Genomic DNA, 24,318 nt, shown 5'->3' on the forward strand with positions numbered 1-24,318 from the left:
CCACGGCAGCCCGCAGAACGGCGTCTGGCCCGCGAGGCGGACCGGGATCAGCCGCCGCTCTTCCGGCGGAACGACCGCTGGTTCGCGGCCGGACCGTGGGCCGCTCGCACCTTCGACGCGTTCGCGTGCCCGGCGCCCTCGGCCGCGTCCGCCTGCGCACCGCGCCTGCGGGCCAGGGCCTCACGGAACTTGCGCTTCAGGTCGTAGGCGCCGTCGTCGTCCGGCGTCAGAGGGGACGTCTCGGCGTCGGCCGGTTCCGAACCTTCCGTGGCGGGCTGCTCTGCGGTCATGGTGACCTCCTGGGTTCGGGGGGGACGGGCGGGCCCAGCTTGTCATGCCGGGGCACCGCGAGGAGCGGTCGGCCTGGCGGGGCGGGGTGACAGCCCGTTCGGGACGACGCCACCGGCCCCGGGTCCGCGGCTGGACCGCCTGAACCCTGCCGGCCCGACTCCTCGGCCTGGTGGCGGTCACCGGCCGGCCCTCGCCCTGCCGCTGGGTGGCCCTACCTGAAGGGACGCAGGTGGCTGGCAAGGTCTCCCGCCGGCCACACCGACCGTCGCTCCCGGTCACTCCAGCGCGGTCGGCCGGCGGGATGCGCGCATCGCCCGGGACGCGTCCGCGAGCGGGCGCAGCCGGTAGGTGTAGGAGTAGTCGCGGTCGGCGAACAGCTTGTACTCGTCGTGGGTGTGGGCGCCCCAGCTGTTGTCACCGCCGACGCCCATCTGGCGGTGGGCGATCCGCAGGACGACCTCCTCGCGCGGGGTCAGCTGGTAGGCGTGGCGCACGCCGGTCGACAGGTCCTCGGGGGTGAAGTGCGAGGCGTTGACCTCCACGAGGGGTTCGCCGGTGACGAGGAGTCCCGGGCCGCGGCCGCCGGTGAGGGCGAACCAGCGCACGTCGGTCCGGTTGCCGTTCTCCTGCGGCCGCAGATAGGGGGTGCCCTGGCCGGAGACGGTGCCCGAGTGGACGCCGACGTCGGTGGCGTCGTTGCGGTCCCAGTGGTTCTCCTCGGGGCCGCGGCCGTAGTACCGCACGTTCTCCAGCCGGGCGGGCAGAAGCAGCAGGGTGCCCACCTCCGGGATGTAGGGCAGGGAGGCCGCGCCCGGGTGGAGGGTGTTGTCCACCTTGATCTCGCCGTTGCCGAAGACGGTGTACGTGGTGGTGTACGTCGAGGGGGTGGTCGTGGGCAGGGTGCCGGCGACCTTGATCTCGATGGCCCGGTCGCGCAGGGCGCGCACGGTGACGTCCGTGACCTCGCGGCGGGCACCGGCGTCGCGCCAGGTCTGGTTGCGGGTGTGCTGGCCGTTGCCCCGGTCGTTGTCGGTGGGCGCCCGCCAGAAGTTCGGGGCGGGCCCGGAGACGATCAGGGGGGCGCCGTCCGCCTCGTAGGAGGTGATGACGCCGGTCGCCTTGTCGACGGTGACGGAGAAGCCCCGGCCCTCGACGGTGACCGCCGTCTCGCCGTCGGTGTGGCGCAGCGCGGGGACGCTCGCGAGCGGGACCGGTGTCACCGCGGGGGCGCCCGCGTCGACGGGGATCTGCTTCCTGGCGATCTCGAAGCCGGGCTCCGCCCATTTCGTACGTTCCCGGGTGGTGAACGACAACCGCAGGAAGTACTCGGTTCCCGGTGCCGGGGTGCGTGGCACGTCGAAGGGCACCGTCACCCGCTTGCTGGACAGCGGTGCCACGTCCAGCTGGGCCCGGCTGAGACGGCCGTGCCGGACGACCTCGCCGTCGGCCAGCAGCTCCCAGCGTCCGTCGAAGGCACGGAGGCTGGTGAACAGGTACTCGTTGGTGAGGGTGAGCGCGGCGCCGGGCGCGAGCGTGTCGCCGTCGGCGGGGGCGGCGTCGATCGCCTGGTAGACCCGCTTGACCTCGGCCGACTTGCCGGTGAGCGTCCGGTCGGCGGTGACGATGCCGTCCCCGGAGAACGCCCCGTCGTTGGGGATGTCGCCCCAGTCGCCGCCGTACGCGAAGAAGGTCTTGTCGCGGCGCCGGCGTTCGGTGACGTGGACGGTGGCCGCGTCGAACCAGAACCGTACGCCGTCGTCGCCGCTCCCCCGCTTCTCGTCGGCCAGTTCGGCCGCGCTCAGGGCGCGGGCGTACACACGGGCCCGCCGTACGGTGCCGCTGAACTCGCGGGTTGGGTTGTCGACGTCGGTGCACAGGGCGAGCGGCGCCGTGTTGTTCTCGGGGCGGCGGGTGGTCGTGCGGGTGGCGCGGACCTGTCCGTCGACGTGCAGGGTCAGGGTGCCGGCCGTGGCGTCGAAGACGCCCGCGATGTGGTGTTCGCGGCCGGTCCAGTCGCCGGGCAGCGCCCAGTTCACGGCGATCCACTGCCCGTCGGCGTGGAGGAAGAACTCCAGGGCGCGGTCGCTCTGTTTGAGGGCGTACTGGGTGTCGCCCTTCGCGATGACCGGCTGGTGGCCGCCCGTGAAGCGGGGGGTGATCCAGGCTTCCAGGGTGAGGGAGCCCGTGAGGTCGAGGCCCTTGTCGCGGGCGAAGACGGTGCCGCCGGAGACGCCCTCGCCGCGGGTGAACGTGCCGGCGGGGGCGACGATCTCGCCGCGCAGCGCGGCCGGCCCGGACTCGGTGAACAGGGTGCGCACCGGGGTGGGCCATGTGAGGGCCTGGTCGGCGAAGTCCCAGATCCAGCCGCCCTGCAGGACGTCGTGACGGCGTACGACGTCCCAGTACTTCTTGAAGTTGCCGCTGGAGTTCCCCATGGCGTGCGAGTACTCGATCATCACGTACGGCCGCCGGTCTGCGGTGTCCGCGGCGCGGGCCTCGACGCGTGCAGGGCTCTCGTACATCGCGGAACGGATGTCGCTGATCCCCGGCCGGTCGTCGCCCTCGTACTGGATGACCCGGGTGGGGTCGTAGGAGCGGATCCAGTCGTGCATGGCCCGGAAGGTGCTGCCGCCGCCGGCCTCGTTGCCGAGCGACCAGATGACCACGCTGGCGTGGTTCTTGTCGCGGTGGACCATGGCACGGGCCCGGGCCACGCACGCCGTGGTCCACTCGGGCTGGTCGCCGGGGTAGCGGTCGCGGATGCCGTGGGTCTCCAGGTTGGTCTCGCCGACGAGGTACAGGCCGTACTCGTCGGCGAGTTCGAGCCACTGCGGGTTGTTGGGGTAGTGCGAGGTGCGCACGCTGTTGATGTTCAGGCGTTTGATGACCTCGATGTCCTTGACCATGTCGGCGCGGGTGAGGGCCGAGCCGTGGACCGGGTGCATCTCATGGCGGTTAGTGCCGCGGAAGGAGACCGGCCGGCCGTTGACGCGCATCAGGCCGTCCTTCAGCGCGAACTCCCGTACCCCGACCCGGTGGGAGAGGGTCTCGACGACCTCGCCCGCCGGGTCGCGCAGACGGAGCACGGCCGTGTAGAGGTAGGGGTCCTCGGCCGACCACAGGCGCGGGCGGGGCACGGACTTCGCGGCCTCCACGGTCTTCTCGCCGCCGGCCTCGAGGGTGACGGTCTGCCGCAGCGGCCGGGACCACACCGGGTGCCCGTCCGCGTCGTACAGCTGGGTCTCCACGGTGTGGTCGCCGGCGCCCCGGCCTCCGTAGTCCCGCACGCTCGCGGTCACGGACAGTTCGGCCGCCGTGTAGCCGTCGCTCAGCGGTGTCGTGAGGCGGAAGTCGCGCAGGTGCACGGGCGGAGTGGAGTACAGGTACACGGACCGGAAGATGCCGCTGAGGCGGATCATGTCCTGGCCCTCCAGCCAGTCCCCGTCGGAGTAGCGGTAGACCTCGACGGCGATCTGGTTGGTGCCCGGCTCGAGGTACGGGGTGATGTCGTACTCGGCGGGGTCGTAGGAGTCCTCGTGGTAGCCGGCCAGCTTTCCGTTGATCCACACGTAGTGGGCGGACTTGACGCCCTCGAAGTGCAGGAACGTGCGCCGTCCCGCCCAGTCGCGCGGCACGGTGAAGGTGCGCCGGTACTGGCCGACGGGGTTGTAGCGGGTGGGGGCGGCGGGCGGCTGCGCGTCCTCGCCGAGCCCGTTGGGGCCCCACCAGGGGTAGGTGATGTTGACGTAGATCGGCCGGTCGTAGCCGTGCAGTTGCCAGGCCGACGGCACGGGCAGGGTGTCCCAGTCCCGGTCGTCGAGGTCGGTGCGGTGGAAGTCGGTGTCCCGGTCCTCGGGCCGCTCGGCGTAGGCGAACCTCCAGGTGCCGTCGAGGCTCAGCCGGTACGGCGAGCGGGTGCGGTCGGCGGTGAGGGCCTGCCGGACGTCGGCGTACGGCATGAGCGTGGTGTGCGGGGGCTCGGCGCCGACCTGGAAGAGGCCCATGGCCCCGTTCCACTCCGGCGGGCCGGCGTCGGCGCCGCCCCCGTCGGCCCCGCCCCCGTCGGCCGCGTACGCCGCGGCGGAGGAGCCGGAGACGGCGAGCGCGCCGAGCAGGGCGGCGCCGCCCTCCAGCAGACGGCGGCGGCTGACCGGGACGCCGGGCAGGTGCGACGGGCCGGCGGGAGTGGGGGGCGTGATCGGCATCGACGGCGGCCTTCCTCGGGACGACAGTGCGGCGTTGCACGGTGGTGAGGGAGCGTCAGATCATGTGCGGTGCTGTGGGGAAACCGAACGCACCCTAGGTCGCGGACCCCGTAGAAGCAATGATGCTGTCGGTGTCTGTGCGTTCCTGAGGGGCGTGTGGGCCGACCTTGGCCGAATCCGGTTGCTCGAACTGGGTGCGGTACAGCTCGGCGTAGCGGCCGCCAGCCGCCAACAGCTCCTCGTGGGTGCCGCGTTCGGCGATCCGGCCGTCCTCCACGACGAGGATGAGGTCCGCCGTGCGCACGGTGGACAGGCGGTGGGCGATGACGAGCGCGGTCCGCCCCTCCAGCGCCTCGGCGAGGGCTTCCTGGACGGCCGCCTCGGAGGTGTTGTCGAGGTGGGCGGTGGCCTCGTCGAGGACGACGACGCGCTGGCCCGCCAGCAGCAGCCGGGCGATCGTCATGCGCTGCCGCTCACCGCCGGACAGGCGGTATCCGCGCTCGCCGACGACGGTGTCGAGGCCGTCGGGCAGGGAGCGGACGAGGGTGTCGAGGCGGGCACGGCGCAGCACGTCCCAGAGCGCGGTGTCGTCCGCGGTGGGGCGGGCCAGCAGCAGGTTGGCGCGGACGGTGTCGTGGAAGAGGTGGCCGTCCTGCGTGACCATGCCGACCGTGGCGCGCAGGGACGCGGCGCTCAGATCGCGCACGTCGACGCCGCCGAGGCGTACCGCGCCCTCGTCGACGTCGTACAGGCGCGGCAGGAGCTGGGCGATGGTGGACTTGCCCGCGCCGGACGAGCCGACCAGGGCGACGGTCCGGCCCGGCTCGGCGCGGAAGGAGACGCCGCGCAGGACCTCGTCGCCGCCGCGGGTGTCGAGGGTCGCGACCTCCTCCAGGGAGGCGAGGGAGACCTTGTCGGCGGACGGGTAGCCGAAGCGCACTCCGTCGAACTCGACGGGCACCGGGCCGTCGGGGACGTCCCGCGCCTCCGGCTTGTCCTCGATGAGCGGCCGCAGGTCGAGCACCTCGAAGACGCGCTCGAAGCTGACGAGGGCGCTCATGACCTCGACGCGGGCGCCGGCGAGCGCGGTGAGCGGCGCGTACATCCGGGTCAGCAGGAGCGCCAGCGAGACGACGGCGCCGGCCTCCAGGGTGCCGCGCAGCGCGAACCAGCCGCCGAGGCCGTAGACGAGGGCGAGGGCCAAGGCGGAGACCAGGGTGAGCGCGGTGATGAACACGGACTGGGCGGTGGCCGTGCGCACCCCGATCTCGGCGACGCGGCGGGCGCGCGCCGCGAACTCCTCCGACTCCTGTTCCGGGCGCCCGAACAGCTTGACCAGGGTGGCGCCGGGCGCCGAGAAGCGTTCCGTCATCCGGGTTCCCATCGCCGCGTTGAGGGTGGCGGCCTCGCGCTGCATCCGGGCCATGCGGTGGCCCATGCGCCGGGCCGGGACCACGAAGACCGGGAGGAGGACGAGGGAGAGCAGGGTGATCTGCCAGGACAGGGTGAGCATGACGGCGAGGGTGAGGACCAGGGTGACGAGGTTGCTGACCACGCCGGACAGGGTGTTGCTGAACGCGCGCTGCGCGCCGATCACGTCGTTGTTGAGGCGGGAGACCAGCGCCCCGGTGCGGGTGCGGGTGAAGAAGGCGACCGGCATGCGCTGGACGTGGTCGAACACGGCCGTCCGCAGATCGAGGATGAGCCCCTCGCCCAGCCTGGCCGACAGGCGTCTGCCGAGGATGCCGAGAGCCGCCTCGGCGACCGCGATCAGGGCGATCAGCAGGGCGAGCCGGACGACGGCGTCCTCGTCGCCGCCGCGGACGATCGTGTCGACGACGTGCCCGGCGAGGACGGGGGTGGCGACCGCGAGCAGCGCGGACAGCACCCCCAGCACGACGAACAGGGCGATCCGGCGGCGGTGGGGGCGGGCGAAGGCGGCGATGCGGCGCAGCGTGTCGCGGCTGAACGGGCGGCGTTCCCGTTCGGCGTTCATGACGCTGTGCAGCTGGGTCCAGGCGGTCGTTTCCATGCTCATACGGGAGGCGCACGCCATCGGACTGGCCAACCGGGTGGTGCCGGCGGGGCGTGCTCGCGCCGAGGCGGAGGAGCTGGCCGCCGCCCTGGCCCGGTTCCCGCAGGACTGCCTGCGGGCCGACCGGGCCTCGGTGCTCGATCAGGAGGGCCTCGGCGAGACGGCCGCCATGCGGGGTGAAATCCGTTACGGCAGGGACGTGTTGGCGCAAGGTATGGAGGGTGCGGCCCGCTTCGCCGCGGGCGCCGGACGGCACGGGTCGTTCACGGACCGCTGACGGGGCACGGGCGTCGGGCGCGCGCCGTCCGTGCCACCGGTGCGACGCGCACGCCTCGGCCGGGGGCCGTGCGGTGGCCGTCGGCCCTCGAAGGCGGCGGACGTTCCGGGGAGAATGCCCGGAAGCCGCCGGTGCGGCCGCCGCCGGGCACGAACCGGTGTGCGCGATACGGCAGGATGAGCCCGCGCGCCGGAGACGGGGGACGACATGGGCGGCGCGACGGCACATCGTGTAATCGAGCAGGGGACAACGTGACGAGATCTCATATCGCGCCGTCGTCGGCGGCGTTCGCCGCGGCCTTCCACCCCGGAGGTGACCGGTGAAGCGCGAACTCACGGTGGACGACCTGGTCATCGCCGGGATCGCGGTCGCGGCGGGCCTGCTGGCGGCCCTCGCGCTGCGGATCCTGCTGCGCTGGCTGCGCAAGCACGCCGACCGCACCCGCTGGAGCGGCGACGATCTGATCGTGGACGTGCTGCGGACCGTGGTGCCCTGGGCGGCGTTCCTCGGCGGCGCGGCCTCGGCGGGGGCGGCGCTGCCGCTCACCGCGACGGTGCAGCGGCACGTCAATCAGACGCTGACGGTGGTGCTCATCTTCGTGGTGACGCTGGCGGCGGCGCGCGGGATCGCCGGGGTGATGGGGTCGGTCACGCAGTCCCGCCCGGGGGTCGCCGGCTCCGCCACGATCTTCGTCAACATCACCCGGGTGCTGGTGCTGGCCATCGGGTTCCTGGTGGTGCTGCAGACGCTGGGCATCTCCATAGCGCCGATGCTGACCGCGCTGGGCGTCGGTGGTCTCGCGGTGGCGCTGGCGCTCCAGGACACGCTGGCGAACCTCTTCGCGGGCATCCACATCCTGGCCTCGAAGACGGTCCAGCGCGGCGACTACATCCGGCTCGCCAGCGGTGAGGAGGGCTACGTCGAGGACATCAACTGGCGTCAGACGACCGTGCGGGCGCTCTCCAACAACCTGATCGTCGTCCCCAACGGAGCGCTCGCGAAGACGAACATGACCAACTTCATGCGTCCCGGGCAGGAGTTGACGATCCTGGTGCAGGTCGGCGTGGCCTACGACAGCGATCTCGACCTGGTCGAGCGGGTGACCGCGGAGGTCGTCGCCGAGGTGATGAAGGACGTCGAGGGGGCGCTGCCGGAGCACGAGCCGGTGATCCGCTTCCACACCTTCGGCGACTCCCGGATCGGCTTCACCGTGATCCTCGGCGTCGGCGAGTTCAGCGACCAGTACCGGATCAAGCACGAGTTCATCAAGCGGCTGCACCGGCGCTACCGCAGGGAGGGCATCCGCATCCCGGCACCCACCCGCACGGTGGCGATCCAGCAGGGCTCGGTGACCATCCCGCAGCAGCGCGTCACCGGGGAGGCGGACGAGATCGCTCCCGTCCGCCTCGACTGACGGCGGGGCCGCCCCTGAAGGGTGCCCCGCCCTACAGGGTGGCGGAGTTGTCGTGGCTCCGGGCGGTCGTACGGCGGCCCGGGGCGAGCGAGGCGCTCACCGGGGTGACCGTCCAGTCCGGGTGGCCGGGCATCCGCGGCGTCTTGGTGCCGTACAGCCAGTCCCGCAGGAACCCGCCGAGGTCCCGGCCCGCGACCTCGGAGGCGACGGCGATGTAGTCCTCCGTCGAGGCGGAGGCGTTGCGGTAGCGGGCGAGGAAGGTGCGCTCCAGGGCGTTGAAGGTGTCCTCGCCGACGAGGTTGCGCAGCGCGTACAGCACGAGGACGCCGCCGAGGTAGCGCTGGCTGTCGAACAGGTTGGCGGCGTTCGGGGCCGCGACCGGGCCGGAGGTCCGGCGCCACTGGTCGCCCTGGGCGTAGGTGTTCTTCATCCGGGCCTCCATGGTGGAGAGCCCGAGGGAGTCCGTCCAGCCGCGCTCGTAGCGGTAGAGCAGGCCGTAGAAGTCGGCGTGGCCCTCGTTGATCCACAGGTCGGCCCAGGTGGCGGGGCTGACGCTGTTGCCGAAGTAGGAGTGGACCAGCTCGTGCATCATGTGCGAGCCGATCTTGGACTCCTCCTGGAGGAGGTAGTTCGGCTTGTAGAGGGTGAGGGTCTGCGTCTCCAGGCCGGTGAAGTCGAAGGCGTTCGGGGCGTCGGAGTTGCAGGGCAGCAGCCCGTACGTCTCGAACGGGTAGGCGCCGAGGCGCGCCTCCAGCCACTCCACCAGGCCCGGCGTCAGCGCGAGGGCCGGCTCCAGCGCGGCGGCGCGGGCGACGGGCACGACGTCGCGCAGCGGCAGCCCGTGCGGGCCCTGCCGCTCCTTGATCACGTAGTCGCCGACGGTGATCTGCACCAGTTCGGTGGCCATGGGCTCGCGCGAGCGGTAGGTGTACGCCGTACGGCCGCCGGACAGGGTCTCGGTGCGCACGAGCAGACCGCTCGCGACGCCGCGCAGGCCGGCGGGGACGGTGACGCGGAAGGTGAAGTCGGCCTTGTCGGACGGGTGGTCGTTGCAGGGGAAGACGGTGTGGGCCAGGTTCGGCTGGCAGCAGACGGCGAACCCGTCCAGCGTGTCGACCCAGCCGGTGAGCGGCTGCGGTATACGGCGCGGGTCCGCCGAGTACTCGACGCACACGGTCACCGAGGACTTGTCCGGCAGCGGCCGCGCGGGCGTGACGCGCAGCTTCTCGTCCACCTGCTCGAAGGTCGCCGTGCGGCCGCCGACGCGGACGGAGCGGATGTCCAGGCCGAGGGAGTCCAGGGCGAAGCGGGACAGCGCCTGGCTGGTGCGGATCCTCAGGGTCGCCTTCGCGTCGACCAGGCGGGTCGCGGCGTCGTAGGAGAAGTCGAGGTCGTACGCGCTGACGCGGTAGCCGTCGTTGCCCAGGGCCGGGTAGACGGGGTCGCCGAGGGTCTCCGGTCCCGGGGTGCCGGACTTCCTCGTGGCCGCCGGCGCCCCCGCCGTCGGTGCGGCCTGGGCCGAGGGTCCGGTGGCCAGGGCCGCCGCGGTGCCGATGAGGGCGGCCGCCGGGGCCGTCACTCGGGTGCGATATCTCATGGTCCGCCTTCGCTGGGGCGGCCGGGTGGTCAGGACCGGCCGCCGGTCGGTGATCTCCCTACATGACTGCCGAACCACGCGATGAGGTTGCACGGAGCCGGTCCGTCCGTTTGCGTGGATCCGTGCGGGGACCGGTCGGGCCCCGCGCGGCATCCGACGCCCGGGGCCGGACCCCTGTCGAGGACGGGTCGGTCACGAGATATCTTGATGTCGAGCAATGTTGCAGACGTGGAGCGGAGCACCCGGTGACTGACTCGACCATCATCTATACGCACACTGACGAGGCCCCGGCCCTGGCGACGTATTCCTTCCTCCCGGTGGTCCAGGCGTACGCCTCGCAGGCGGGCGTCGCCGTGGAGACGCGGGACATCTCGCTGGCCGGCCGCATCATCGCGGTGTTCCCGGAGTACCTGACCGAGGACCAGCGCATCCCGGACGCCCTCGCCGAGCTCGGTGAGCTCGCCAAGACGCCCGCGGCCAACATCATCAAGCTGCCGAACATCTCGGCGTCGATCCCGCAGCTCAAGGCCGCCGTCGCCGAGCTCCAGAGCCAGGGCTACGCGCTCCCGAACTACCCGGACGACCCCAAGACCGACGAGGAGCGGGACATCCAGGCCCGCTACGACAAGGTCAAGGGCTCCGCGGTGAACCCGGTCCTGCGCGAGGGCAACTCCGACCGCCGCGCCCCCGCCTCGGTCAAGAACTACGCCAAGACCCACCCGCACCGCATGGGCGCCTGGTCCCCCGAGTCCAAGACCAACGTGGCGACCATGGGCCAGAACGACTTCCGCTCCACGGAGAAGTCCGTCGTGATCTCCGAGGCCGGCTCGCTGCGCATCGAGCACGTCGCCGAGGACGGCAGCACCACCGTCCTGCGCGAGTCGGTGCCCGTGCTGGAGGGCGAGGTCGTCGACGCGTCCGTGCTGCACGTGGCCGCGCTGCGCGAGTTCCTCACCGCGCGGATCGCCGAGGCCAAGGCGCAGGGCGTGCTGTTCTCCGTGCACCTGAAGGCCACGATGATGAAGGTCTCCGACCCGATCATCTTCGGTCACGTGGTGCGCGCCTTCTTCCCGAAGACCTTCGAGCGCTTCGGCGCCGACCTCGCCGCCGCGGGCCTGTCCCCGAACGACGGTCTGGGCGGCATCTACAAGGGCCTGGAGTCGCTGGCCGACGGTGCCGAGATCAAGGCGTCCTTCGACGCCGAGCTGGCCGAGGGCCCGGCCCTGGCGATGGTCGACTCCGACAAGGGCATCACCAACCTGCACGTGCCGTCCGACGTCATCGTCGACGCCTCCATGCCGGCCATGATCCGCACCTCCGGCCACATGTGGGGCCCGGACGGCCAGGAGGCCGACACCCTCGCGGTGCTGCCGGACTCGTCGTACGCCGGTGTCTACCAGGCCGTGATCGACGACTGCCGCGCGAACGGCGCCTACGACCCGTCGACCATGGGCTCCGTCCCGAACGTCGGCCTCATGGCGCAGAAGGCCGAGGAGTACGGCTCCCACGACAAGACCTTCGAGGTCAAGGCCGCCGGCACGGTCCGCCTGGTCGACGCGAACGGCGACGTGCTGATCGAGCAGCCGGTCGCCGCGGGCGACATCTTCCGCGCCTGCCAGACCAAGGACGCGCCGATCAGGGACTGGGTGAAGCTGGCCGTCACCCGCGCCCGCGCCACCGGCGACCCGGCCGTCTTCTGGCTGGACGAGACCCGCGCGCACGACGCCAACCTGATCGCCAAGGTCCAGCAGTACCTGCCGGAGCACGACACCGAGGGCCTGGACATCCGGATCCTCAGCCCCGTCGAGGCGACCAAGCTGTCGGTGGAGCGCATCCGCCGCGGCGAGAACACCATCTCCGTCACCGGCAACGTGCTGCGCGACTACCTGACCGACCTCTTCCCCATCCTGGAGCTGGGCACCAGCGCCAAGATGCTGTCGGTCGTCCCGCTGATGGCGGGCGGCGGCCTGTTCGAGACGGGTGCCGGCGGCTCCGCGCCGAAGCACGTCCAGCAGCTCGTCAAGGAGAACTACCTGCGCTGGGACTCCCTCGGTGAGTTCTTCGCGCTGGTGCCGTCCCTGGAGCAGTTCGCGACGGCGACGAGCAACGGCAAGGCGAAGGTCCTCGCCGACACCCTCGACCGCGCCACGGCGACCTTCCTCAACGAGGACAAGTCCCCGACCCGTCGCGTCGGCGGCATCGACAACCGCGGCAGCCACTTCTACCTGTCCCTGTACTGGGCGCAGGAGCTGGCGGCCCAGACCGACGACGCCGACCTCGCCAAGGCGTTCGCCCCGCTCGCCGAGACCCTCGCGGCGAACGAGCAGAAGATCGTCGAGGAGCTGAACGCCGTCCAGGGCGAGCCGGTCGACATCGGCGGCTACTACCAGCCCGACCCGGCCAAGGCCGCCGCGGTCATGCGCCCGTCCGCCACGTGGAACGAGGCGCTGGCGTCCCTGAGCTGACGCCCCCGCCGCACGATTCCGCCCCGGCCGGTCCCCCGGCCGGGGCGGAGCCGTGTCCGGGCCCCGGTGGCGGGCCGTCGGAGGGTGCGGCAGCGGCCGTTGTCAGTGGCGTGTGGCACCTTGATCGCCGTACACCACCGACAGCACCTTCGGAGCAGCGCATGAGCGTCGTGCCACCCTCGTTCGACCACCTTCCCGGCGACCCCGAGTCCCCGGTGATCCTCCACGTACCGCACTCGTCGCGGGAGATACCGGCCGGCGTGCGGTCCGGGATCGTCCTGGACGACGCCGCGCTGGAGCGCGAGCTGGACCACATCACCGACGCGCACACCGCCTCGATCGCCCAGGAGGCGGCCCGGGCGGCCGGTGTCACCCCGTGGCGGTTCGTGAACCGGCTGTCCCGGCTCGTCGTGGACCCCGAGCGGTTCCCCGACGACCGGGAGGAGATGCTGGCCGTCGGGATGGGGGCCGTGTACACGCGGACCACGCACCGGGAGCCGCTGCGGCCCGACGGCACCGACCCCGAGCCGCTCGTCGAGCGCTACTTCCGGCCCTACGCGCAGGCCATGACGGAGGCCGTCGCCGGCCGGCTCGCCGCCACCGGGCGCGCCGTGGTCATCGACGTTCACTCGTACCCGGCCGACCCGCTGCCGTACGAACTGCACGGCGACGGCCCCCGGCCGCCGGTGTGCCTGGGCACCGACTCCTTCCACACGCCGCCCGGGCTTCTCTCCGCCGCGCGGGAGGCGTTCGCGCCGTGCGGGGAGACCGGGCTGGACAGCCCGTTCGCGGGGACGTACGTACCGCTGGAGTTCTACGGCGCGGACCCGCGCGTGTCCGCCCTGATGGTCGAGATCCGCCGGGACACGTACATGACGGAGCCGGGCGGTCCGGCCGGTCCCGGACTCACCCGGCTCGCGGGCGCGCTGGCCGCGCTGGTGGACGCCGTCACCCGCTGAGCCGCCGGCTCAGGCCCGGGTCCACTCCGTGACGACGACCTCGGCGCCGGTCCGCAGCCGCAGGGCGAACGGGCCGGTGAGCGGGGCGTCGCTGGAGAAGCGGCCCATGGCGTCGGCGTCGACCGGTACGGCCGCCTGCGGCCCGCCCAGCACCTCGATACGGGCCGGCTGCGGCGGCAGCACCTGCCCCATCAGGCCCTGCGCCGTCACCTCCACGTCGACGGTCACCTCGCCGGCCCGGAAGGTCAGCATCCGCGGGACGTCCGCGGCCCCCCTCACCGGGATGGCGTCGACCACCGAGTCGAACGTCAGCTCGGCGATGCGGGCGTCCAGATCATGCAGCGCGAAGGCCGCGACGGCGATCTCCCGCAGCTGCGCGGGCACGGGGTCCAGGATGGCGGCCGCCTGGCGCAGCTCCGCCTCCAGCGGCCCCCCGTCGAACCCCTCGTCCTCGAAGGGCTCCCGGTCCTGGGGAGCCTCGTCGTGCAGGTCGTCTGTCACAGCGCCCCCCGTGCGTCGAGTCGGGCCCGCAGCCGGCGCAGACAGCGCTGGCGCAGCGGGCCGATGCTGCCGACGGCGATGCCCAGCGCGGCCGACACCTCCTGGTAGCTCGGCGGCGGCGACGCCATCAGTACGCGCAGCAACTGGCGGCAGCGCTCGCCCAGTTCCTCGAACTCCTGCCACATCCAGCGGATGCGTTCGCTCTCGGCGGCCGCCTCCTCCGAGTCGAGGACCGACTGCTCGGGCGTGCGCTCCTCGCTGACCCGGTCGAGCAGCTGCGGATCGCTCGTCACGGTCAGCCGCCGTAAGCTCTTGAGGACCTTCAGGCTCTCGTGCCGCGCGGTGCTGGCGAGCCAGGACCCGGCCTTCTCCGGTTCCCGGATCCGCCCCAGGTTCTGGGCGAAGCGGAACCACACGGTCTGGTACACCTCGTGCGCGTCGGCGTCCCCCAGCCGGTGTGCGCGCACCACCGACCACACCAGTGGGCTCAGGCCCTCCACGAGCGCCTTCCAGGCCGCCGCGTCGCCGTCCACGGCGGACCGGACCAACGCGCCGACGTCTGCACGGTCCACAACCCCACCCCTCGTGTACGACACGTCATCGTACGCCGCGGAAGGGGCCGTTCCGACCGTCATGACCGGGCGGCCGGAGGGCCGACGGGCACGGGGCGCCAGGTCGCGGGGCGCAGAGCCGGCACATGCGCCCCGCGCACCTCCGCGAAGCCGGACGACGCCGCGAGCATCTTGTACCGGGCGACGCGCGGGTCGTTCTCCTGCTGCGCGGACATGTGCGCGGAGATCATCCCGGCGACGAGCGGGGTGGCGAACGAGGTGCCGCTCCAGTGCGCGTGGCCGTCGAACGTCACCTGGTCCGGCTTGGCGCCGGGGTCCTGCTCGCTGAGCACGCCGGTGTGGCGCGGCGACTGGCAGGTGCAGGAGTAGCCGAAGCCGTACCGGCAGGCGTCGTAGGTGGAGTGCTGGAAGACGTAGGGCACGGGCCGGTCGAAGCCGGTGAGGACGCTGGTGAGCCGCTCGCCGGGTGCGTACACCTTCACCCAGGCCCCGTGGTTGCTGAAGCAGGCGCCGAACTCGCCGTCGGCGCGCAGCGCCCCGACCGACAGCACCGCGTCCTGGTAGTCGGGCAGGTCGGCGTAGGCGGCGGGCCAGAAGGGCGTGGCGCTGCCGTTGTTGCCGGCGGCGGCGACGAGCAGGGTGCGCTGTCCGCGCAGTTCGCGCATGAACGCCTCGACGCCGAGCAGTCCGTCGGTGCGGCCGTTGGACGTGCCCGCGGAGAGGCTGAGGATGTCGGGCCAGCCGCCCCGGTCGACGGCCTCGAACAGCTTCTCGCCGAACTCGGACTCCAGGATGGCGCCGGCGTCGTTGAGGGTGTTGCGCACGGTGATGGAGGTGTTGGGCGCCACGGCGGCGACGAGCCCGGCAATGAACGTGCCGTGTCCGACGTACTGCTGGAGGACGCCGTCGTCGTCGCACTCCTGCAGCTGGAGGTCGCCGTCGGTGTGGGCGAGCAGCGGGGAGGACCGGAAGTCGTTCATGAGCCCGGTGTCGACGACCAGCACGCCGACGGCGCTGTCCGCGTCCCAACTGCCCTCGGCGGGGGCCGGGTTGAGCCCTTCGCCCTGGCCGACGGGAACGGGTTCGTCGCCCGGGCAGGAGTTGACGGCGATCGACACCAGGTGGTTGCGGCTGACGAGCCGGCGTCCGGCGCGGCCCTCCACCTCCCGCAGGGCGCGCAGAGCGTGCGCCACGGGCCGGTCGCCGCCGCGGTCGCCCTCCCCGGGGTCGCCGACCTGGATGCGGGTGATGCCGGAGCGGTTGGCGCGGGGACCCGCGCGGCGCACATGGTCCTGCACCAGTTCGGGCTGGGCGGTGAAGTGGGCGCGGACGGTGTCCTCGACGAGGGCGGCGTCCTCGCCGTCCCGGACCAGCACATAGCCCTTCTCGTAGATGAACTCGGCCGAGTCGTCCGGTCCCATCGCGAGGGGGACGTCGGGCATGGAGCGCTGGATCTGCTCGAACTGCTCGTGGAATCGCTGTGGTGCCATGGGTGTCCTCCCGATGGGGCGACGGTCGTCAGTCAGAGCCGTGGGACGGCTGATTGATACAGCGACAAACCGTGTGGCACGGTTCCGGGGCAACTACCATCCGTGGAGTGACAGCGGGAAGCGACTCGGTTCTCGAACTGCTGCCGATGGTGTTTGCCGCCCCGAACGACGCGCTGGCGAGGGCGGAGGGCGTGCTCGACGCCGATCCGTCGCCGTTGCACGCCTCCGTGGCCCACCAGGTGATCGGCATCTGGCAGCGCGACTGGGGCGACATGCGGATCGCCCTGCACCACCTGCGGCGTGCCCGGGATCTCGCGGCCCGCGCGGAGTCGGCCGAGCGGGAGGCCGACGTCCTGGCTGCGCTCGGGGTCGCGTTGGTGCACGCGGGGCGCACTCAGCAGGGGCTGGCCGCGCTGGAGCGCGGGGTGGAGCGCGTCAGCGGGCATCCGCGCGCCCGCGTGCTGTTCCGGCGTGCCTACGCCCGCTGGGTCCTGGGGCACCACCGGGAGGCGCTGGAGGACGTCCGCCGGGCGATCCCGGTGCTGCGGCAGGCCGACGACGTGATCTGGACGGCGCGAGCCCTGACGCTGCGGGCCACCGTGCACCTGGCCCTCGGCGCGGTGGACCGGGCGGACGCCGACTTCACGGCGGCCGAGGCGCTGTGGGACACCACCGGCCAGGAGCACGACAAGGCGGACGCGGTGGAGAGCCGCGGGCTCGCGGCGTTCCGGTCGGGCGACATACCGGCGGCGCTGCGGCTCCTCGACGAGGCCGAGGAGCGCTACGCCAAGCTCGGCACCCCGACGTTCATGCTCAGCGTCCGGCGCTGCGAGGTGCTGATGGCCGCCGGTCTGGCACCGGAGGCGCTCGCCGAGGCGGACGCGGCGATCGCCGTCCTCGACGGCATCGGCGGCCAGTCCACCCGCAAGGCCGAACTGCTGCTGGCGGCCGCGACGGCGGCCCGGCTCGCGGCCGACCCCCACACCGCGATCGCACGCGCCGACATGGCCGTACGGCTGTTCACGGGGCAGCGCCGGCCCTGGTGGGAGGCGCACGCCCGGCTGGTGCTGATCGAGGCGCGGGTGGCCGCCGGGCGCAGTTCGGGCCGGCTGGTCGCCGACACGGCCGCGGTCGCAGAGCGGCTGGCCTCCTTCGGCGCGCCCGCCGCACCGGAGGCGTCGCTGCTCGCGGGCCGGATCGCGCTCGGGCTGGGCTGGCGGGCCGACGCCGAACGGCATCTGGCGCTCGCCGCCCGCAGCCGGCGCAGCGGGCCGCCGCTGGCCCGGATGACGGGCTGGGCGGCGCAGGCGCTGCGGGCCCGGGCGGCCGGGTCGGGACGCGGGGTGCTGGAGGCGTGCCGGCGGGGCCTGGACGTGCTGGACGCGCACCGGATGACGCTGGGCGCGTCGGAGCTGCGGGCGCGGGCGAGCGCGCAGGGCGCGGAGCTCGCGGCGCTGGCGCAGCAGGCGAGCCTGGACACCGGGGGGCCGCGCCGGCTGCTGGTGTGGAGCGAGCGCTGGCGGGCCACGGCGCTGTCGGCGCCGCCGACCCGGCCGCCCGCCGACCCGCAGTTGCAGAGCGACCTGACGGCGTTCCGGGAGATCGCGGCGCGCGCCGAGGCCGCCCGGATGGAGGCCCGTCCGGTCCCGGCGCTGGAACGCGAACAGCGGCGCCTGGAACGGGAGATCCGCGCCCGGACGCTGCACATGCGGGGCGACGCCCCGGGCGACGGCCACCGCTTCGACCCGGGGCGGCTGCTGGACCGGCTCGGGGACGACGTACGGCTGGTCGAACTCGCCGTCCTGGACGGGCGGGTCCAGGTGCTGCTGTGCGGGCAGGGGCGGGTGCGCCGGTTCGAGGCCGGGCTGCTGGCGGAGGCGGAGGTGGAGGCCGAGCACGTCCAGGCCGGGCTGCGCCGGCTCGCGCATCCGGGGGCGGAGGCACGGCTGCCGGTGGTGGAGGCCGCCGGACGGCGGCTGGAGGAGCTGCTGCTGGGGCCCGCCGCGGCCCAGCTGGGCGACGGCCCCGTGGTGGTCGTGCCGCCGGCCCGGCTGCACCGGGTGCCGTGGGCGCTGCTGCCGTCGCTGCGGGAGCGGGTGGTGAGCGTGTCGCCGTCGGCGACCAGCTGGCTGCGGGCCCGGGAGACCGGGCCGCCGCCGCGGGGCCGGCATGTGCTGGTGCGCGGGCCGGGGCTGGCGACGGGCGGCGCCGAGGTGCCGCACCTGGCCGTCCGGTACGGCGGCGCCGTCGTCCTCGAACACGCCGACGCGCGGGTGCCGCGGGTGCTGGAGGAGCTGGACGGGGCCGAGTTGGCGCATATCGCGGCGCACGGCGCGTTCCGGGCCGACAGCCCGCTGTTCTCGTCGCTGCGGATGGCGGACGGCCCGATCGTCGTGCACGACTTCGAACGGCTGGACCGCAGTCCGTACCGGATCATCCTGTCCTGCTGCGACACCGCCCGCTTCGCGTCGGTCGGCGCGGACGAACTGCTGGGCCTGGTCACCGCGTTGCTGCCGCTGGGCACGGCGGGCGTGGTGGCGTGCAGCGCACCCGTGAACGACGCCGCGGTGGTGCCGCTGATGCTGGCGCTCCACAAGGGCCTGGACGCCGGGCTGTCCCTGGCGGAGGCGCTGCGCGACGCGCGGGCGGCCCTGCCGGACGACGCGCTGCACCGGGCGACGGGCTGGGCGTTCACGGCGTTCGGGGCGGCCTGACGGGAGGGCGCCGGGCTCGGGCTCCTCAGGCCGAGCGTGCTCCCTGGGGTGCCAGCAGCCACGGCAGGGCCCCCCGGTCGCTCGCGCCGAGCCGGGCGTAGGCGCTGTACAGGTGGTTGCCGACGGTCCGGACGGACAGGGTGAGCTTCTCGGCGATCTCCCGGTTGCTGAGGCCGACGGCCGCCAGGTCGACGATCTGCCTCTGCCGGGCGGTGAGTTCGCCGAGGGCCAGACCGGACAGCGCGGGGGTCCGGGCGCCCTGGCAGCGCCGGGCGAGCGCGACCGCGCGGGTGCGGGCGGTGCGGGCGGCGCGCGGGTCGCGGTGCGCCCGGGCCGCCTGCGCGTGCGCCTCCGCCGCGAACAGCAGGAATCCGCGTCCCTCAAGCTGTTCGGCCACCCGGTCCAGGGCGTCGCCGTCGCCGCGCGCCAGGGCGTCGGCGTGCGCGGCGAAGACCCCGGTGAGCCGGCCGGCGGCACGCCCGGGGTCACCGAGGCGGACGGCGTCGTACGCGTCGTCCCCGACGGCGGCTCCGGGTGCGCCGGCCGCCGCCGGCCGGGTGACCGCCCCACCCCCGTGGGGGCGGCCACCCGGGATCGTGGGCACGGCCGGGGCGTCGCCCGACTGTGCTGTGGCGAGGGCCAGTTCACGGCGGCAGGCGGCGTCCGCGGTGCCGTCGCGCAGTCCTTCCCTGGCCCAGGCCGCCGCCTCCCGCAGCTCACCGCGCAGGCGTGCGTAGCGGGCGCGTACGGCCGCGTACCCGGCCGGCAGCGGTGCGCCCTGCGTGACCAGCCACTCCCCCACCGGGGCGGCCACGGTCCGGACGTCCGCCCGCCCGATACGGCCGAGGAGCGCGGCCCGCTCGTCCTCCAGGGCCGGACCGCAGCGGCCCGGGGCACGGGACAGGCGCCGCGCCCGCAGCCTGCCCGCCGTCGCCCGTAGGACCGGGCCGTGCAGGGGGTGCGCGAGCCGGACGGCACCCCGGTCGTCGACGCGGACCAGTCCGTCGGCCTCCAGTTGCTCCAGGGCGCGCAGATCGAGCGCGTCCCGCTCCGGGTCGACGGGCAGGGGCTCGGCGAAGGCGAGGCGCTGCAGCGTCTCGCGTTCCGCGGGGTGCCGGTCCAGGACCCGGGCGGTGCGTTCGCGTACGGTCGCGGTGACCGGCAGCGGCCCGCGCCACGCACGGGTGTCCGTGCCGTCGACCCGGCGGAGCAGACCGCGCTCGCGCACCGCGTCGACCAGGTCGCGCAGCAGTCGCAGATCCCCCTGGCACAGGTGGTGCAGCCGGTTCACGGTGAGCGGCTCCAGGTCGGCGCCGCCGGGGGCGCCCGCCAGCAGCCGCGCGGTGTCCTCCCGGGACAGCCGCTCCAGGGTGAGGCGGGGCAGGAGGTCACCGGTCCAGAGGCGGGAGACGGCGGCCGGCGCGGGTGCGGCGTCGGTGGTGACGACGACGAGACGGACGCGTCCGTGGACGGCCAGTTGGTGGACGAGGGCGGCGGAGGCGTCGTCGAGCAGATGCGCGTCGTCGACCACCAGCAGCCGTACGCCGGACAGGTGCCGGAAGGCGCCGTGCAGGGAGGCCGCCTCGGGGACGAGGTGGGCGAACGCGGCGAAGCGGAGGTGCCGGGTCTCGGGGGTGCCGGCCACGCGGGCGCACCCGGTCCCGCGGACGGCCTCGGCGACGAGCCGGGACTTGCCGCAGCCGACCGGTCCGGTGACGACGGCGCCGTCCCGGCCGGCGGCCAAGGAGGCGCGCACGACGTCGAGTTCGCTCTCCCGGCCGGTGAACGGCCAGGGCGGATCCAGGGTCCTCACCGCGCGTTCGTAGCTCGTCACGGCATTAGGAGCACGATGACTCAGGTCTGATACACCGGTACTTGAGTAGCCCTCGACTCAGGCGTCCGGGGCGCCGCGGCGGCACCCTGGGGGCATGACCGCTCGCTACTGCTCGCTCCCGCGGCAGTCGGCGCCCGCCTTCGCACCGGGGCTGGCCGCCGGGCGGCTCCACGCGCTGGTCTCCGGGCACCGTATGTGGGTGAACGGCACCGTCCTTCACTACTGCTTCTTCGACCGGGACACCGACACGTCCGTGATCGCCGAGCCCGGAAGGGGACGGACGCGGCCGGTGTCATGGGTGGGCGGCAAGGAGCAGCGGGACGTCGTGCGCGAGTGCTTCCAGGAGTGGGGCGGACTCGGGATCGGGCTGTCGTTCGTGGAGGTGGGCGACCGGTCGGAGGCGGAACTGCGGATCGGTTTCCAGACCGGTGACGGCTCCTGGTCGGCCGTGGGCAGGGACGCGCTGCGGGTCGGCCTCGACGAGCGCACCATGAACTTCGGCTGGGATCTGACGGCGCCCGGGGAACGCGGGACGGCCCTGCACGAGATCGGGCACGCGCTGGGCATGCTGCACGAGCACCAGAGCCCGTTCGCCGGGATCCACTGGGACGACGAGGCGGTGTACACGGACCTGGCGGGGCCGCCGAACTTCTGGAGCCGGGACACGACGTACTCCAACATCCTGCGCAAACTGGACGCGCACGAGGTCAACGGCTCCGTCTGGGACCCGCACTCGATCATGGAGTACCCGTTCTCCGCGGGACTGATCCTGGAGCCCGAGCAGTTCCGCGCGGGCCTCAACCCGCCGGGCGCGCTGTCGGCCGCCGACAAGGAGTTCGTCCGCCGCTGGTATCCGCCGGCCCCGGTGCCCGAGCCGCGCGAACTGGTGCCGTTCCGGTCGGTACCGCTGCGTCTCGCGCCCGGCGCCCAGGCCGACTTCGCCGTCGAGCCGCCGGAGACGCGTACGTACACGGTGGGCACCTTCGGGGACGCCGACACGCTCGTGGTGCTCTTCGAGGTACGGGACGGCCGTCCCCGCTACCTCGCGGGCACGGACGACGGCGGCACCCCGCACAACGCCACGGTACGGACCCGCCTGGTCAAGGGCCGCCAGTACGTCGCCCGGGTCCGCCTGTACTCCACCTGGGGCTCGGGAGAGACAGCGGTCATGTGCTGGTGACCCCATGGATCCACAGTCCGGCGCCGGGGGAACGCGGCCGGACGCCGCCTTCGGGGGAGGGCGACGTCCGGCCCGCGGCGTGCGGGTCGGACCGTGCCGTCGGCGACGAGCCGAGGGGCCGGGGTCCGGCATCGGGTCGCGGGCGCCGGGTCAGGAGGCGCGGCGTTCCTCCCGCTCGGCGTCCGGGTGGGGCAGGCCCAGGTGGTCGCGGAGGGTCGGGCCCTCGTAGTCGGTGCGGAAGACGCCCTGTTCCTGGAGCAGGGGGACCACCTTGTCGGCGAACTCGTCCAGGCCGGTGGGGGTGAGGTGCGGGACGAGGATGAAGCCGTCGCTCGCGTCGGACTGGACGTACTCGTTGATCGTGCGGGCGAGTGACGCCGGGGAGCCGACGAAGTTCTGCCGGTTGCCGGTGTGGATGACCAGGTCGCGGATGGACCAGTTGTTCGCCTGGGCCAGGGCGCGCCACTCGCGGGCGGTGGTGATCGGGTCCCGGTACATGCGGACCTGGGCGCGTCCCTGCGCGATGTGGCTCTCGCCGACGTCCGGGTCCACGTCGGGCAGGGGGCCGTCCGGGTCGTAGCCGGACAGGTCGCGGTTCCAGACGAACTCCAGGTGCCGGAGGGCGGTGGCTCCGCTGACCTGCTGGCGGCGTACCTCGCGCGCGAGTTCCTCCGCCTCGGCGTCGGTGTCGGCGAGGGCGAAGGTCGCCGCGGGCAGGATGAGCAACTGGTCGCTGCGGCGGCCGTACTTGGCGAGGCGGGACTTGACGTCCGTGTAGAAGGCGCGGCCCGCCTCCAAGGTGCCGTGCCGGCTGAAGATGGCGTCGGCCTCGGCGGCGGCGAACTCGCGGCCCTCGTCGGAGTCGCCGGCCTGGAAGATGACGGGCCGGCCCTGGGGTGAGCGCGGGACGTTGAACTGCCCGTGGATGTCGAAATGCTGCCCGGTGTGGGTGAACGAGCCCGCCTTGGCGTCCTTGAGGAACGTCCCGGTGGCCTGGTCCGCGATGATCTCGTCGCCCTGCCAGGAGTCGAAGAGCTCCTTGGCGGTGGCGAGGAACTCCTTGGCGCGGGAGTAGCGCTCCTCCTGCGGCAGGAAGCCGCCGCGGCGGAAGTTCTCCCCGGTGAAGGCGTCCCAGGAAGTGACGACGTTCCAGGCGGACCGCCCGCCGGAGAGATGGTCGAGGCTGGCGAACTGGCGGGCGACCTCGTAGGGCTCGTTGAACGTGGAGTTGATGGTGCCGGTGAGCCCGATGCGTTCGGTGACGGCGGCGAGCGCGGCGAGCACCGTGAAGGTGTCGGGGCGTCCGACGACGTCGAGGTCGTAGATCTTCCCGCCCTGCTCGCGCAGCCGGAGCCCTTCGGCGAGGAACAGGAAGTCGAACTTGGCGCGTTCGGCGGTCCGCGCGAAGTGCGCGAAGGAGCTGAACTCGATGTGGCTGCCGGCCCGGGGGTCGCTCCACACGGTGGTGTTGTTGACGCCGGGGAAGTGGGCCGCCAGGTGAATCTGCTTCAAGGGGCGCTGAGGCTTCGAGGGGACAGTGGGGCTGGTCATCGGTGGGTCCTTCCGGCTCAGGCGGCGGCGTAGCGGTTGGCGGGCCGGTCGAGGCCGAGCAGGCCGCGCAGGGTGCCTGCCTCGTAGGCGTGGCGGAAGACACCACGCCGCTGGAGTTCGGGCACCAGGCGGCGGGTGATCGCCGGCAGGTCGTGGCCGGCGACGGCGGGGCGCAGCCGGAAGCCGGTGAGTCCGGCGGCGTGGAACTCCTGCAGGAGGTCGGCGAGTTGGGCGGGGCTGCCGGTGAAGATCGGTGCGTCCCCGGTGTACGGCTCCCCGGCGAGCGTGTCGAGCCGTTCCCGGCGGGCCCGCGCGGCGGCCGGGTCGTCGTCGAGGAACACGACGAGGTCTCCGAAGACGTGCAGCGGCTCGTCGGCGCGGCCCGCAGCCCGCTGTTCGGCGCGGATCGCGGCGACCACGGCTCGGGCGCCGTCGGCGTCGTGCGGGGTGACGTAGCCGATGTCGGCGGAGCGGGCCACGAGGCGGTAGGGCACGGTGTCGTGGGCGAGGGCGCTGACGACGGGCTGTCCCTGTGGCGGCCGGGGGGTGATGGACGGGCCCTTGACGCTGAAGTGGCGGCTCTCGAAGTCGATGTAGTGGAGCTTGTCGCGGTCGATGAAGCGTCCGGTGGCGGTGTCGCGGATCTCGGCGTCGTCCTCCCAGCTGTCCCAGAGCCGGCGGACGACCTCGACGTGGTCGGCGGCCTCGTCGAAGAGGTCGTGCACGGCGGGGGTGTCGTAGTCGTCGATGCGCTCGATCGTGCGGCGGCCGAAGTGGGCGGCCTCGTTGGGGCGCGCGGTGATCTGGACGCGCAGGCCCGCCCGGCCGGAGCTCACATAGTCGAGGGTGGCGATCGCCTTCGATGTGTGGAAGGGCTCCGTGTGCGTCGCCACCACGGTCGGCACCAGTCCTATGTGGTGTGTCAGCGGGGCCACACGGGAGGCGATGAGGACGGCGTCGAGCCGGCCGCGTACCTGGTCGGTGCGCCCGTCCGGGTCGAGGAAGTGCGAGGACTGCGGGCCGAGGCCGTCCTCGATGGTGACGAGGTCGAGCAGGCCCCGCTCGGCCTCGGTGACGAGGTCGGTCCAGTAGGCGGCGGTGAACAGGTCCCGGGGCCGGGCGGCCGGCTCGCGCCAGGAGGCGGGATGCCAGCCGGTGCCGTCCAGGGCGACGGCGAGGTGCAGGGTGGGGCGTGAGGACACGGTCGGTGCCTTCCTGTGGTCCGTACGACGG

At 73.3% G+C, this 24,318-nt stretch carries 15 protein-coding genes and 1 pseudogene; 6 read left to right on the forward strand and 10 right to left on the reverse strand.

Annotated features, from left to right (window positions below; genetic code table 11):
* Window positions 1-47: 47 nt before the first annotated feature.
* The 3 genes from ABZ899_RS33370 to ABZ899_RS33380 all read right to left on the reverse strand — a co-directional run bounded on the left by ABZ899_RS33370 (window position 48) and on the right by ABZ899_RS33380 (window position 6,528).
* Window positions 48-290, reverse strand: coding sequence for a DUF5302 domain-containing protein (locus tag ABZ899_RS33370; RefSeq protein ID WP_361353694.1), 243 nt, complete (start codon window positions 288-290; stop codon window positions 48-50).
* A 276-nt stretch (window positions 291-566) separates the two neighbouring features.
* The gene (locus ABZ899_RS33375; RefSeq protein ID WP_361353696.1) at window positions 567-4,496 is read right to left on the reverse strand and encodes a glycoside hydrolase family 2 TIM barrel-domain containing protein; all 3,930 of its coding nucleotides are present in this window, start codon (window positions 4,494-4,496) and stop codon (window positions 567-569) included.
* Between the two features lie 94 nt (window positions 4,497-4,590).
* Window positions 4,591-6,528 (reverse strand): ABC transporter ATP-binding protein, encoded by a 1,938-nt coding sequence (locus ABZ899_RS33380; RefSeq protein ID WP_361353699.1) that lies wholly within the window; start codon window positions 6,526-6,528, stop codon window positions 4,591-4,593.
* Window positions 6,529-6,535: 7 nt separating this feature from the next.
* Between ABZ899_RS33380 and ABZ899_RS33385 the strand changes: the two are divergent.
* Window positions 6,536-6,808 (forward strand): annotated as a pseudogene (locus ABZ899_RS33385) (enoyl-CoA hydratase); the annotation flags it as partial.
* Window positions 6,809-7,127: 319 nt separating this feature from the next.
* Window positions 7,128-8,222, forward strand: coding sequence for a mechanosensitive ion channel family protein (locus ABZ899_RS33390; RefSeq protein ID WP_361353702.1), 1,095 nt, complete (start codon window positions 7,128-7,130; stop codon window positions 8,220-8,222).
* 31 nt (window positions 8,223-8,253) lie between these two features.
* On the opposite strand, the gene ABZ899_RS33395 is transcribed toward ABZ899_RS33390, so the two are convergent.
* Window positions 8,254-9,819 (reverse strand): M1 family metallopeptidase, encoded by a 1,566-nt coding sequence (locus tag ABZ899_RS33395; protein ID WP_361353705.1) that lies wholly within the window; start codon window positions 9,817-9,819, stop codon window positions 8,254-8,256.
* Between the two features lie 245 nt (window positions 9,820-10,064).
* Between ABZ899_RS33395 and ABZ899_RS33400 the strand changes: the two genes are divergently transcribed.
* Window positions 10,065-12,284: an NADP-dependent isocitrate dehydrogenase gene (locus ABZ899_RS33400; RefSeq protein WP_361353708.1), complete on the forward strand. Its 2,220-nt coding sequence runs from the start codon at window positions 10,065-10,067 to the stop codon at window positions 12,282-12,284.
* A gap of 161 nt (window positions 12,285-12,445) precedes the next feature.
* On the forward strand, window positions 12,446-13,243 hold the full coding sequence (locus ABZ899_RS33405) for an N-formylglutamate amidohydrolase (RefSeq protein WP_361353711.1): 798 nt from the start codon (window positions 12,446-12,448) through the stop codon (window positions 13,241-13,243).
* Between the two features lie 9 nt (window positions 13,244-13,252).
* On the opposite strand, the gene ABZ899_RS33410 is transcribed toward ABZ899_RS33405, so the two are convergent.
* Genes ABZ899_RS33410 through ABZ899_RS33420 form a run of 3 tightly spaced genes read right to left on the reverse strand, consistent with a single transcriptional unit; the run spans window position 13,253 to window position 15,806 of the window.
* Complete coding sequence (locus tag ABZ899_RS33410) at window positions 13,253-13,744, reverse strand: hypothetical protein (protein ID WP_361353714.1); 492 nt, start codon at window positions 13,742-13,744, stop codon at window positions 13,253-13,255.
* Entirely contained in the window at window positions 13,741-14,316 is a 576-nt protein-coding gene (locus tag ABZ899_RS33415; RefSeq protein WP_361353717.1) for a sigma-70 family RNA polymerase sigma factor, read from the reverse strand. Before ABZ899_RS33415 ends, ABZ899_RS33410 begins: the two co-directional genes overlap by 4 nt.
* Window positions 14,317-14,375: 59 nt before the next feature.
* Entirely contained in the window at window positions 14,376-15,806 is a 1,431-nt protein-coding gene (locus ABZ899_RS33420) for a S8/S53 family peptidase (RefSeq protein ID WP_361353720.1), read from the reverse strand.
* Between the two features lie 146 nt (window positions 15,807-15,952).
* On the opposite strand from ABZ899_RS33420, the gene ABZ899_RS33425 reads away from it, so the two are divergent.
* The gene (locus ABZ899_RS33425) at window positions 15,953-18,520 is read left to right on the forward strand and encodes a CHAT domain-containing tetratricopeptide repeat protein (RefSeq protein WP_361353790.1); all 2,568 of its coding nucleotides are present in this window, start codon (window positions 15,953-15,955) and stop codon (window positions 18,518-18,520) included.
* 25 nt (window positions 18,521-18,545) lie between these two features.
* Here the strand turns inward: ABZ899_RS33425 and ABZ899_RS33430 are convergent, their stop codons facing one another.
* On the reverse strand, window positions 18,546-20,354 hold the full coding sequence (locus ABZ899_RS33430; protein WP_361353723.1) for a helix-turn-helix transcriptional regulator: 1,809 nt from the start codon (window positions 20,352-20,354) through the stop codon (window positions 18,546-18,548).
* Between the two features lie 94 nt (window positions 20,355-20,448).
* On the opposite strand from ABZ899_RS33430, the gene ABZ899_RS33435 reads away from it, so the two are divergent.
* Window positions 20,449-21,534: a M12 family metallopeptidase gene (locus ABZ899_RS33435; protein ID WP_361353726.1), complete on the forward strand. Its 1,086-nt coding sequence runs from the start codon at window positions 20,449-20,451 to the stop codon at window positions 21,532-21,534.
* Window positions 21,535-21,684: 150 nt separating this feature from the next.
* Here ABZ899_RS33435 and ABZ899_RS33440 read toward each other — a convergent pair whose 3' ends face one another.
* Both ABZ899_RS33440 and ABZ899_RS33445 read right to left on the reverse strand, forming a co-directional pair.
* The gene (locus tag ABZ899_RS33440; RefSeq protein WP_361353729.1) at window positions 21,685-23,085 is read right to left on the reverse strand and encodes an NtaA/DmoA family FMN-dependent monooxygenase; all 1,401 of its coding nucleotides are present in this window, start codon (window positions 23,083-23,085) and stop codon (window positions 21,685-21,687) included.
* Window positions 23,086-23,102: 17 nt separating this feature from the next.
* Window positions 23,103-24,287 (reverse strand): LLM class flavin-dependent oxidoreductase, encoded by a 1,185-nt coding sequence (locus ABZ899_RS33445; RefSeq protein ID WP_361353731.1) that lies wholly within the window; start codon window positions 24,285-24,287, stop codon window positions 23,103-23,105.
* Between the last annotated feature and the right edge of the window lie 31 nt (window positions 24,288-24,318).

The sequence above is a fragment of the Streptomyces sp. NPDC046859 genome (assembly GCF_040645135.1).
Taxonomy (GTDB): Bacteria; Actinomycetota; Actinomycetes; order Streptomycetales; family Streptomycetaceae; genus Streptomyces.